This is a genomic window from Paenibacillus sp. 2TAB19 (assembly GCF_052115185.1).
Lineage (GTDB): Bacteria > Bacillota > Bacilli > Paenibacillales > Paenibacillaceae > Pristimantibacillus.
In genome coordinates, this window is record NZ_JBFRGE010000002.1 from 46,205 (window position 1) to 58,090 (window position 11,886).

The 11,886-nt window shown below is 57.2% G+C and carries 9 protein-coding genes; 7 read left to right on the plus strand and 2 right to left on the minus strand.

What is annotated here, in order from left to right; all coding sequences use genetic code 11:
• The first annotated feature begins 8 nt into the window (after positions 1–8).
• From AB4Z33_RS01305 to AB4Z33_RS01320, 4 genes are all read left to right on the plus strand, one after another.
• A complete protein-coding gene (locus tag AB4Z33_RS01305; RefSeq protein ID WP_442048151.1) occupies positions 9–461 on the plus strand; it encodes a flavodoxin in 453 nt (150 codons plus the stop codon).
• Between the two features lie 25 nt (positions 462–486).
• Complete coding sequence (locus AB4Z33_RS01310) at positions 487–1,161, plus strand: hypothetical protein (RefSeq protein WP_442048152.1); 675 nt, start codon at positions 487–489, stop codon at positions 1,159–1,161.
• A 149-nt stretch (positions 1,162–1,310) separates the two neighbouring features.
• On the plus strand, positions 1,311–2,162 hold the full coding sequence (locus AB4Z33_RS01315; RefSeq protein ID WP_442048153.1) for a helix-turn-helix domain-containing protein: 852 nt from the start codon (positions 1,311–1,313) through the stop codon (positions 2,160–2,162).
• A 76-nt stretch (positions 2,163–2,238) separates the two neighbouring features.
• A complete protein-coding gene (locus AB4Z33_RS01320; RefSeq protein ID WP_442048154.1) occupies positions 2,239–2,910 on the plus strand; it encodes an SOS response-associated peptidase in 672 nt (223 codons plus the stop codon).
• Positions 2,911–3,413: 503 nt separating this feature from the next.
• Here the strand turns inward: AB4Z33_RS01320 and AB4Z33_RS01325 are convergent.
• The gene (locus tag AB4Z33_RS01325) at positions 3,414–4,412 is read right to left on the minus strand and encodes an electron transfer flavoprotein subunit alpha/FixB family protein (RefSeq protein ID WP_442048155.1); all 999 of its coding nucleotides are present in this window, start codon (positions 4,410–4,412) and stop codon (positions 3,414–3,416) included.
• Positions 4,413–4,439: 27 nt separating this feature from the next.
• Positions 4,440–5,261 (minus strand): electron transfer flavoprotein subunit beta/FixA family protein, encoded by an 822-nt coding sequence (locus tag AB4Z33_RS01330; RefSeq protein WP_442048156.1) that lies wholly within the window; start codon positions 5,259–5,261, stop codon positions 4,440–4,442.
• 303 nt (positions 5,262–5,564) lie between these two features.
• Here AB4Z33_RS01330 and AB4Z33_RS01335 point away from each other — a divergent pair, with 303 nt between their 5' ends.
• The 3 genes from AB4Z33_RS01335 (at position 5,565) to AB4Z33_RS01345 (ending at position 11,857) form a co-directional block, all read left to right on the plus strand.
• Positions 5,565–7,817, plus strand: a complete 2,253-nt coding sequence (locus AB4Z33_RS01335) for a heterodisulfide reductase-related iron-sulfur binding cluster (protein ID WP_442048157.1) — start codon at positions 5,565–5,567, stop codon at positions 7,815–7,817.
• Positions 7,818–8,173: 356 nt separating this feature from the next.
• Entirely contained in the window at positions 8,174–10,603 is a 2,430-nt protein-coding gene (locus AB4Z33_RS01340) for a 3-hydroxyacyl-CoA dehydrogenase NAD-binding domain-containing protein (protein ID WP_442048158.1), read from the plus strand.
• A 30-nt stretch (positions 10,604–10,633) separates the two neighbouring features.
• Entirely contained in the window at positions 10,634–11,857 is a 1,224-nt protein-coding gene (locus tag AB4Z33_RS01345) for an acetyl-CoA C-acyltransferase (RefSeq protein ID WP_442048159.1), read from the plus strand.
• The last annotated feature ends 29 nt before the right edge of the window (positions 11,858–11,886 follow it).

Below are 11,886 nucleotides of genomic sequence, written 5' to 3' on the forward strand. Positions count from 1 at the left end.
CTGATACGGTGCCAAAAGTATTAGTAGTATATGCAAGTATGACAGGCAATACGGAAGAGATGGCGGAAGCGATTGCCGCTGGGGCTGCCGAGGCGGGAGCAGAGGTCGTGTCGAAGGAAGCATTCGATGCTTCCGCAACAGAGCTGCTTGAGTATGACGGTATTATTATCGGCGCATATACGTGGGGAGACGGAGAACTGCCCGACGAGTTCATCGATTTCTTTGAAGAAATGGAGGGACTTGATCTGACAGGTAAGAAGGCTGCCGTATTCGGCTCAGGCGACACGTCGTATCCGATCTACTGCGGAGCAGTCGATACAATCGAAGAGAAGCTTAAGGAGCTAGGAGCAGACATCGCCGCTGAAAGCATCAAGTTCGAATATAACCCTTCGAACGAAGAATTAGAAGCAGGCAAGAGCGTCGGACGCCAGATCGCAGGCCTCGTTGCAGTTGTTGGTTAACTAGGGCAGAAGGGCGGCCGTTCCGATGAGTCAGACACATGAGGTATTACGGTTAGAGGATTACAAGCTGGAGGAGCTGCTTCGCAATCCTCGCCGCAACAGCGAGCGGGAGCGGGATGTTAACTGGCAGCAGTTGGCTCAATATGCGGCCAGTCATTGCGTGAACGAGTTCTATACGCTTCCATTAGAAGCTCGAACAGAGCAGTCGATAGCGGCTATTATTGAGCGGCGGTGGAGTAATCGGAATTATAAGTTTCATTCCAATGAGCATTTTTTGCAAACGAAACAGCAAGTGATTTCGCAACTAGCAGCGTTTCTCACAGGAGAGAACCGAGCCTGCGAACCGATCGTTTGCTTCGAGCAGTTTAGCGTCTATATACCGTCTATAGACATGGAGCTCTCGCAAATTATCCAGCTTATTGTCGAGGACAATAGCCGTGATTCGGCTGCGAAAGGCTACAAGGTTCAAAAGTGCGTTTTCGAAGCAAATGAAGCAACGGTCTCCACGTTCTTCCACATGACAACGGTGTTATGTGCGCATGCGTTCGAGTGTCTTCCAGTTTCAATTGAGATTTTGTCTTTGCATAATGGAAAAAAACACGTGTATCATCCCGATAAGGCTACACTCTTGCAATCGCTAGACTATATGAGCCTGGCCAAAAGTTTGTTGCCGCTGATAGATGCGGGGCAAGTTAATTGAGGATACGAGAATAAGCAGGTTAAGAGCAATCCCGACGGGATAATTCTTAACCTGCTTATTTGTTGTTTGATATAGACAATTGAATCCGATTTCAAGTAACATGGCAGTAGTTGCAAGGGTCATATAAGATGCTAATGGGAGAGATCAGGTTGACAGAGGAATTATTGCTAACATTTCGTTCGCCGCCGCTGCCATTTTTTATAGAATCGAATCGATTAACCTATCGAGTTGGCGAGGAGCATCCGAATCGTTCCAACTTAGGCGTATTTGATTTGTTATTTGTAAACGAGGGGTCGCTTCATGTAGCCGAAGAAAATCGCAGATGGACGCTAGGTCCGGGAGACGTGCTCATTTTGCGCCCCGATCGTTGGCATTATTCAACGAAGCCTTGCTCGGAAAATACGGTGTTTGACTGGGTTCATTTTCAGACAGTCGGCGCGTGGGAAGAGACGGAGGGCAGCCAGACGGGCTCGCTCCGAGGCGACTATTATACATATGCGATTCGGCTGCCGAAGCATATGAAGCTTACGTATCCGGATGAGGCCAAGGTTATATTCTCTCAGCTGCATGAGGCGGCTAAGAGCTCGTCGCATGGCGCTTTCTGGGATCGTCAGCAACGGTTTCTGCATTTGCTGCAAATGCTTGACGAGGGCTGGCGCTCGGATGCGGCGAAGGCTGCTGTATCCGTCGCGGAGAGGGCTGCCGCATATTTAAAGCTTAATTATCGCAATCCGATCAGCAATACGATGCTGAGCGAGGTGCTGCAGCTTCATACCAATTACATTACACGCTCGATGACTGAGGTGTTCGGCTGTACCCCGCAGCAATATTTGCTGTATTATCGCTTGGATCAGGCCAAGCTGCTGCTCATTAAGACGGACTGGACGATCGCTCGCGTAGCGGAGGAAACGGGCTTTCGACAGACGCCGCATTTCTCGCGGCTGTTCGCCTCCAATACAGGCATGCCGCCGCTCAAATTCCGCAAGCGATTCACGATGTAGTAGTTAACGATGTTCATGAATAATTTTCCTTCAGCTAACAAAAACTGGTTTCAACAACGCTGAAGGAGAGTGCGCGATGATTGAACGGTTTTCGTTAACGGGAGAAATTGGCGATATGGTGGAGATGTTTCAAGTAAGTAAAGTAGTTCGGGGGTATACGAATCGGTTCAACGTGTCGCCGACGCAGAACGTGTCGATTGTTATGAACGATCGCTTTGGACAACRCACGATGCAGGAGTCAAGATGGGGGCTATTTCCGTTTTGGGCGAAGGATTCGGTGAATGCCGATCATACGACGTTGTCTCAAAAGCCGTTTTTGGATCGGATGCTTCGCAAGCAGCGCTGCGTCCTGCCTTGCAGCGGCTTCTTCGGCCGCAAGCAAATCGGGCAGGAGCGCGACCCAAGGGCGATGCATGTTGTCCTCCCGAATCAACCGATATTCGGCGTCGCTGCTATATATGATTCGTGGAAGGATACGAGAGGACAAGAGGTTCGCGCCTTCACCATCATTACAGCGGCCTCTTCGGGAGCGATGTCCGTATGGCAGCCCCGCGTTCCCGTTATTTTAGATGAAGAAGGAATTGAAGATTGGCTCGATCCGAAGCTGACGGAATTCGCCGGCTTACGCAAGCACTTGGAAGCAATGGATACCTATCTGATGCGCGCTTACCCCGTCACTAACGCGGTCCACGACGAATATTTCGAGTCACCCGACTGCATCCGGGAAATCCGAATCGATTACGCATAAACAAATGAACTCCGATACGAAATATGAAACGGCAGATCTAGCTGTTCCTTGTACGAAAGCCAGAGCTCAATCCGAGCCGGCATCTCAAGGGAATACCTAGCTTTGCTGTTTTTTTTGTTTTGTAGAGTCTAGGGCTGTGGAAATGAAGGAAGCTCTAAAATCGGCTTTATCGCACTCTCCCGTTAGGTCGGGAAGAAGAGGAGGAGGCAAGGCTGAAATCGGCATTATCTCACTCTCCCTTTAGATCAGGACGAACGTTAGAGGGGCAATGAAGATGGGATGGAAGCAGGCTGGCGGATGGTTTCTGAGTAGAGGGGAGAGTGTGATAAAGGGATAAAAACGTATAGTTGACCAAGCTTAGGGAGTAGGAGGAGCAGTGTGAACGGTGATGGTAAGAGGGGGGTACGATAGAAAGAGGGAGAACTCTCCCTTCTAGCTCAGGAAGATTGTTATTTCCTGAGTAGAAGGGAGAGTGTGCTAAAGGGGTTAAAAGGTGTTGATGTTTATGCGCGAGCGCGTTGGAGCTCGGCGGTTAGCAGCGGAACGACCTCGAAGAGGTCGCCTACGATGCCGTAGTCGGCGACGCCGAAGATAGGGGCGTCGGGGTCTTTGTTGATGGCGACGATGACGCGCGACTGGCTCATGCCGGCCAGGTGCTGGATGGCGCCGCTGATGCCGCAGGCGATATAGAGCTGCGGCGTAACGACTTTGCCGGTCTGCCCAATTTGCTGGGCATAGTCGCAATAACCTGCGTCGCAGGCGCCGCGGGAGGCACCGACCGCGCCGCCGAGCACGGACGCGAGCGCATGCAGCGGCTCGAAGCCCGCTGCGCTGCGCACGCCTCGCCCGCCGGAAACGACGACGTCGGCTTCGGCGAGATCGAGCTGGCCGCTCGTGCGGCGGACGAGTCCGCGCACGGCGGTATAAAGCGGCGGCACCGTGAAGGGGAGCTCCTTCACGGCAGCCGTATGGCCAGCGGCCGCATCCAGCGGCTCGGCCGCAGGCAGGTTGTTCGGGCGGACCGTGACGACCCACGGTCTGCCCGGCACGAAGCTGCGCCGCTCGAACGCCTTGCCGGCGTAGAGCGGGCGGATGAAGCCGACGTCGCCGCCATCATCGCCGGAGTCCTCGATGGCGGTGACGTCGGCGATGTGGCCGGCGCCAAGGGCCGCGGCCACGCGAGGCGCGAGCTCGCGCCCCATGGAGGTGTGGCCGAGCAGCACCGCATCCGGCCGCACCGTGGCAACGGCGGCGCCGATGGCGGCGATGTACGCCTCGGGCGCGTAAGCGCGGAGGGAAGGATCGTCGGCAATGTGCACGACGTCCGCCCCCCGCGCAGCGAGCGCGGCGACTTCTTCCGCCGCGCCGCCGAAGCAGGCGAGAACGGCGTGAACCTCGCCGTCCTTGCCTGCCAGGCGCCTTGCGGCGCCGAGCGCCTCAAGCGCGACGCGGCGCAGGCTGCCGCTGCGGCTCTCGGCAAAAACGAGTATCGTTCTAGACATAGGTAGGCAACTCCTTTGCACGATAATTTAAAGCAGCTTCGCCTCTGTCCGCAGCAGCTCGGTCAGCGCTGCGGCTTGCTCCGCGGGAGTGCCCGCGAGCGTCTTGCCCGCAGCGCGGGGAGGAGGAGCGGATAGCCCGGAGCGTACCGTCCTTGCCTCAATACTTATAGCCAGCTCGGACAGAGCCACCGTTCGGAGCGGCTTGCGCTTCGCCTTCATAATGCCCGGCAATGATGGATAGCGCGGCTCGTTCAGTCCTTGCTGGGCTGTAATAAGCGCCGGCAGCGGAATCGTTATCGTCTCGGTGTCGCCCTCGACGTCACGCTCGACTAACGCGTAGCGCTCGGCCTCGCAGTCAACTTCATTGAGCGCGGCGCGTAAGCCCGCATGCTCCGCTGCGGCGATAATGCTTACCTTGACCGCCGCGGAAGCATGCGGCAGGCCAAGACGCTCTGCGACCTGCAGCGCTACGCTGCCGGCGCCGCTGTCAACCGCGAACAAGCCCGCCAGCACGAGATCGGGCTCAAGCGGCTGTACAAGCGAAGCTAGTGCGGATGCGGCCGCATAGCCGTCATCGCCCAAGCTTCCGTCATCGCTTAAGCGGATCGCTTCGTCTGCACCAACGGCAAGCGCCGTACGCAGCGCATCCTGCGTCCGTTCTGATCCGCAGGCGACGGCGATGACCTGTCCTCCATGTTGATCCCGCAACCGAATGGCCTCTTCGAGCGCATACTCGTCGTAAGGATTAATAATGAACTTGGCCGCGCTGTCATCGATGCCTCCGCCTGTTACGATGATTTTTTCCTCGGTATCGAATGTTTGCTTGAGCAGCACCACGATCTTTAACATTGAAGCTCCCCTCGCTTATTCCTGTATTAGACACGCCGCTGCCGCATGAGGACGGCAACAGCCGTTCATATGCAAGCGGCAAAGCCGAACATTGCTTATCCCATATCGGCCCTCGGCATTGTCCCATCATTGCTACCATATGTATTCGCGAAGACGAATAGACCGCAGGCAATTGACGTTTCCCCTGCATGTTCGCGCCGTGAGGCTCATATACATGGAGCACCGCGGCTATTTATGTAAGCGCTTTATTACTTGTCCCATTTCATTGCGCTAAGCTGTATCGGAACAGAAAGGGGGCGACTTATGACGCTAAACGGCGCTTGGAGCTGGGAGCAGATTGCGACCGCCTCGAGATGGATCTTTTTTGCAGCGCTTGTCGTATTGGCGGTTGCGATGTTCGTTGTCGTCGTCTTAAGGCGCGTAGGCTATATGAGGCTGGGCGTCCCGTACCATTTCATTCGTTACCGTCCGAGACGAGACAACGACAACAACAACAGCTTCTTTGCTCACGTATTTGGACATCGCAGGCTGCTGGGGGACTTGCGGAGCGGCTTGATGCATCTTGTTTATTTTTACGGCTTCATCTTGCTCCAATTCGGAGCTGTCGACCTCATTGCCAAGGGGCTGAGAGGCGGCGAACCGCTGCCGATCCCAGGGCAGGTGTACGGTCCATTCTCATGGATGCAGGAGCTGACGGTGTCGCTTGTGCTGCTCGCTGTTTTGTACGGAGCGTTCAGGCGGTATGGAGAGAGGCTTCCGCGGTTGAAGCGGGGCTGGAAGCCGTCGCTGGTCATGTGGTTCATCGGGTCGCTTATGCTGTCGATTCTGCTCTCCTTATCGTTCGAGAGGCTGGCAAGCGAGGGACACGTCGTGTCCGATGTTTATGCGCCTGTAAGTGAGCCGTTATCCATTGCGTTGCAATGGATGGGGATTCAGCCGCACAGCGCGATGGCGGATGTGGGGTTTGAGCTGTTTTGGTGGACGCATCTTCTAGTGCTGCTGGGCTTCCTTGTTTATGTGCCGCAGTCGAAGCATTTTCACCTGTTGACGGCTCCTGTTAATTTGCTTTATCGGAGAGGAGATGCGCATGGACGGCTGACGCCGCTCAATCTGGAGGACGAGGAGGCGGAATCGTTCGGCTCGGGCAAAATCGAACATTTTACGCAAAAGCAACTGCTCGATCTGTATGCCTGCGTCGAATGCGGAAGATGCACGAACGTATGCCCCGCTGCCAGCACCGGCAAGCTGCTGTCGCCGATGCATTTGATCGTAAAGCTAAGAGATCATTTGACCGAGAAGGGGGCGGCCATTACGTCCAAATCGCCTTGGTTGCCTGCTGGGCTGTGGCAGTCTAGGGAAACGGCCGCTGCGGCTCATACAATGGGGGCGGTTCTCCCTTCCTGGGACGATGCTGCTCTATCGGTTGGCGCGACGACGATTGAGCCGACGATGGCGGCACAGGAGCAGGCATGGGTGAAGCGCGACGGCGTGAAGCCGGAGGACGCGGCGTTGATCGGGGATGTAATGACCGAGGAGGAGTTGTGGGCCTGCACAACCTGCCGCAATTGCGAGGAGCAATGCCCAGTCGGTAATGAGCATGTCGACAAAATTATCGATATGCGCCGCTATCTTGTATTAATGGAAGGAAGCTTGCCGTCTGACGGTCAGCGAGCGCTGCAAAATATCGAGCGGCAGAGCAATCCATGGGGGCTGCCTCGCGCCGAGCGCGCTGCCTGGATTGACGAATGCGAGCGAAAAACCGGCATTCGCGTGCCGACGATGCAGGAGCTGAAGCGGCAAGGTCATATGCCGGAAATGCTTTTATGGGCGGGCTCGATGGGGGCATACGATTCTCGCAGCAGGCGCGTGCTGTTCGATCTCGTAAGGCTGCTGCATGCTGCAAAAGTAGATTTCGCGACGCTTGGCGCGGAAGAACGCAACTCGGGCGATACGCCAAGAAGGATTGGCAATGAACTGCTGTTCCAAGAGCTGTGTCAGGGCAATATCGAGACGCTGGCCAAATACGGCATTAATCGTATCGTAACCGCATGCCCGCATACGTATAACACGTTCAAAAACGAATATCCCGACTTTGGCTTAAGTCCAAATGTGAAGGTCGAGCATCATACGGAGCTGCTGGCGCAGCTAGTGGAAGAGGGGACGATCAAGCCCGTATATGAGCTTGATGAGACGATTACGTATCATGACTCCTGCTACCTGGGACGCTATAACAATACGTATGAAGCGCCGAGAAATGTGCTTCGAGCCATACCGGGCGTCGCGTTAAAGGAGATGGAGCGTTCGCGCGCTAACGGAATGTGCTGCGGTGCCGGCGGCGGGATGATGTGGATGGAGGAACGCTCAGGCACTCGCGTCAACTATGCCCGCACCGCGCAGGCGCTGGCGGTGAAGCCTACCGTCATCAGTTCGGCTTGCCCGTATTGCTTGACGATGATGGAGGATGGGCTCAAGTCGCTGACGGACGACGATGACGGTGAAATTGTGCGAGCAAGGGACGTGGCGGAGCTGCTTGCGGAAAGTGTGTTCGGCGAATAAATGACATTTGTTGAAATGTGCGCTTCCGCGGAAAAACAGTGGGCTAGTTCGTCTATGGTTAGATGCTCGATGGACACTTGTTGATCGCTTGATTGTCGTTCCACGTTGCAGAAACTGCAACAGAACGGATTTGAGGAGCGTGATTTAGTCGGCGTCGTTGCAGTTTTTGCAACTGACCTATGCGTTAAGTGCTGCATTCGAGCTGATATCGGAGAATCAGTTGCACTTTGTACAACGGAGTTAATCACTGGAGGCGATGGTAAGCTGTTCTGTTGCATAGTCTGCAACGGAGCAAGGAGCGAATGTGATCTGCTGTTAGTTACAACTTTCTGAAGCATGAGGGGAGGATTCAGGCTATGTCTACAAAAGGGCAAGGGCTGCCAAAAACCGCCGCATCCATCCGTTCCGCGGCCGTTATCGGCTCAGGTGTAATGGGGGCAGGTATTGCTGCCCATCTAGCGAATGCGGGCATGCGCGTCCTGCTGCTTGATGTCGTACCGCGGCAGCTTACGGCGGAGGAGGAGCGGCAGGGGCTTACGCTTGCGGATGCTAAGGTGCGCAGCCGATTGGCATCTGCTGCCGTTGCTCGCATGGCGAAGGCACAGCCGGCGCAGCTCTACGATGCCGCTTGGGTGACACGGATCAAGCCGGGAAATCTGGAGGATGATCTGGCGGCGCTCGGTGATGCGGATTGGATCATTGAGGCCGTCGTCGAACGGCTTGATGTGAAGCGTGAAGTGCTTGCAGCGATTGCCTCGGTACGGAGGCCGGGCACGCTGGTGAGCACGAATACGTCCGGGCTGTCGGCTGGGGCGATGGTTGCGGGACTTAGCGAGGAGTTTCGCCGTCACTTCGCGGCGACGCACTTCTTCAACCCGCCGCGGTATATGAAGCTCGTTGAAATCGTGCCAACGGCAAGCACGGATGCCGGCGTTGTAGCGCTGCTTAAGGACATATGCGAGAAACGGCTGGGTAAAGGCGTCGTCATTGCGAAGGATACGCCTAATTTTATTGCTAATCGGATCGGCTCCTATGGCATGCTCGTCACGCTTGAGGATACGCTCGCGTTCGAGCTGACGGTGGAGGAAGCGGATGCACTCACCGGACCGGCTATGGGGAGGCCGAAGACGGCGACGTTCCGCATGCTCGACCTCGTCGGACTCGATACGCTCCTCCATGTCGTCGACAATGTAAGGGAACGGAGCGAGGATGCGGCGGAGCAAGCGGTCTTTGCGCGGCCGCCGTTGCTGGAGAAGCTGGTTGCCGCAGGTCGGCTTGGCGAGAAGTCGGGAGCGGGCTTCTACCGCAAAGTGAAGGGGGCGGGAGGCAGCGTTATTGAATCGCTGAATCTTAGCACGATGGAGTATGGAGCACAGCGAGCGGTGAGCTCTCCGATCATTGATGCGTCGAAGTCGGCCAAGGGAGCAGCGGCGAAAGTGCGCGCGCTGCTGCGTACCAATCCGTCCGACCGTTATGCGAAGTTCGCGTGGTCAACGGTTAAGCGGACGTTGCTATACTCGGCGGCGCAGCTTCATGCGATCGCCGACTCCATTGCAGACGTGGACCGCGCGATGCGCTGGGGCTTCAACTGGGAGCTTGGGCCGTTCGAGTTATGGGATGCGATCGGACTGCGCGAGTCGGTAGCACGCATGAAGGCGGAGGGGGATGACGTTCCTGCTTGGGTGACGGAGCTGCTGGAAGCCGGACATGAGAGCTTCTACAAGGAAGAGGACAATATTCGGTCATACGCAGCGGGTACATCCTATAAACTGGAAGAACGGGAATCGGATTCGATTTCCTTAACCGCGTTAAAAGCGTCCGGTCGAACGATTCTCGCTACGTCCGGCGCGAGCTTGATCGACCTTGGCGATGATGTCGCCTGTCTGGAGTTCCATTCGCCGAACAATGCGATCGGCGGCGATATTTTGTCGGCGATCCGCCTGAGCGCGGCCGAGGTCGCCAGCAATTGGCGCGGCTTGGTCATAGCCAATGAAGGCCGCAACTTCTGTGTCGGCGCCAACCTCATGCTGCTGCTCATGGAGGCACAGAACGGGGAGTGGGATGAGGTCGAGGATATCATCCGCTATTTCCAAAGCAGCATGCTGCAGCTTAAGCGGCTTGATCGTCCTGTCGTCGCGGCTCCGCATCGGATGACGCTAGGCGGCGGGGTGGAGGCGTGCTTGCCTGCCGACCGGATCATCTATTCGCCGGAGACGTATTTCGGACTGGTCGAAACGGGCGTCGGTCTCATTCCCGCTGGTGGCGGCAGCAAGGAAGCGGCGGCGCTTGCAGCTTCGCGAACGGCAACCGGAGCAGATTTGCAGCCGCAATTGAACGCGTTGTTCGAGACGATTGCGCTGGCCAAAGCTTCATCGAGCGGCTTCGAGGTCAGCAAGCTCGGCTTTATGCGGCCGCAGGATACGGTCATTATGCGGCAGGATGCACGCATTGCCGAGGCGAAGCGGGCGGTGCTGGAGCTTGACCGCGCCGGGTATGTCGCGCCAGCCGAACAGAGCATACGGGTTGCCGGGCGGGAGGGCAAGGCGGTGCTCAAGGTAGGCGTGCAGGCAATGAGACTAAGCGGTCATATTAGTGAGCACGACGAGCTGATTGCGAGCAAGCTTGGTCATGTGCTGGCCGGAGGAGACGTTCGGGCAGACGCTGCAGTGAGCGAGCAATATTTGCTCGATTTGGAATGTGAGGCCTTCCTCAGCCTGTGCGGCGAGAGGAAGACGCAGGAGCGGATGAGCCATATGCTGCGAACAGGCAAGCCGCTTCGCAATTAAAGCAATTACGAAGTGAAGGGGGAGGGAACGATGTCGGCTGATTTACCGTTGTTTGTTGATCATGACCGCGATGCGGTCATTGTGTCCGCTGTGCGCACGGCGGTCGGCAAGGCGAAGAAAGGCAGCCTTGCCGAGACGCGGGCCGAGGATATGGGCCGCGCGGTGCTGCAAGCGGCGCTGGCCCGTGCGCCCGGCGTAACGCCGGAGCAGATCGAGGACGTCATTATTGGCTGCGCAATGCCGGAAGGAGAGCAGGGACTTAACGTTGCCCGTGTTTTATCGCTGTATGCGGGGCTGCCGGTGACGACGCCTGCTGTCACCGTGAACCGGTTCTGCGCGTCGGGCTTGCAGGCTATCGCCTATGCGGCCGAGCGCATTCGGCTCGGCGAGGCGGATGCCATCGCATCCGGCGGCGTCGAAACCATGAGCCATGTGCCGATGACCGGCTTCAAGCTCTCGCCGCATCCGGGCATCGTCGATTCGATGCCGGAGGTATACATGGGCATGGGCCACACCGCCGAGGAGGTGGCCCGCCGCTATGGCGTGACGCGCGAGGCGCAGGACGCTTTCGCCGCGAGCAGCCATGCGAAGGCCGCGGCAGCGATCGCGGCTGGCAAGTTCAAGGACGAGATCGTCCCGATCTTCGCGACGAGATCGGGCGTCAATGACGCGGGCCGACCGTGGGAGAAGAGCTTCACCTTCGATACGGACGAAGGCGTCAGAGCAGAGACGACGGTCGCGACGCTCGCCCCGCTCAAGCCGTCCTTTGCCCGCGAAGGAACGGTCACCGCGGGCAATTCGTCGCAGATGAGCGACGGCGCTGCTGCCGTCATCGTCATGAGCCGGGCGCGCGCCGCCGAGCTTGGCCTTGCGCCGCTCGCAGCTTTCCGCGGCTACAGCGTAGCCGGCGTTGCGCCGGAGGTCATGGGCATCGGCCCAATCGAAGCCGTGCCGAAGGCGCTTGCGAAAGCGGGCATTACGCTCGAACAAGTAGATTTGTTCGAGCTGAACGAGGCTTTCGCCGCGCAATGCGTGCCGATCATCGAACAGCTCGGCATCGACCCAGAACGGGTCAACGTAAACGGCGGCGCCATTGCGCTCGGTCATCCGCTCGGCTGCACGGGAACGAAGCTGACCGTCTCGCTTATTCATGAGCTGCGAAGGCGCGGCGGAGGAATCGGCGTCGTAACGATGTGTGTCGGCGGCGGCATGGGTGCCGCTGGCGTGATTGAAGTGTATGGCGAAGTGGAATAAGGAAGAAAACGATTGAGGGGAGGCCATCG

Coding starts and splice junctions, on each gene's coding strand:
- AB4Z33_RS01310 (WP_442048152.1), top strand. CDS start 487: ATGAGTCAGACACATGAGGTATTACGGTTAGAGGATTACAAGCTGGAG.
- AB4Z33_RS01325 (WP_442048155.1), bottom strand. CDS start 4,412: ATGTCTAGAACGATACTCGTTTTTGCCGAGAGCCGCAGCGGCAGCCTG.
- AB4Z33_RS01330 (WP_442048156.1), bottom strand. CDS start 5,261: ATGTTAAAGATCGTGGTGCTGCTCAAGCAAACATTCGATACCGAGGAA.
- AB4Z33_RS01335 (WP_442048157.1), top strand. CDS start 5,565: ATGACGCTAAACGGCGCTTGGAGCTGGGAGCAGATTGCGACCGCCTCG.
- AB4Z33_RS01340 (WP_442048158.1), top strand. CDS start 8,174: ATGTCTACAAAAGGGCAAGGGCTGCCAAAAACCGCCGCATCCATCCGT.
- AB4Z33_RS01345 (WP_442048159.1), top strand. CDS start 10,634: ATGTCGGCTGATTTACCGTTGTTTGTTGATCATGACCGCGATGCGGTC.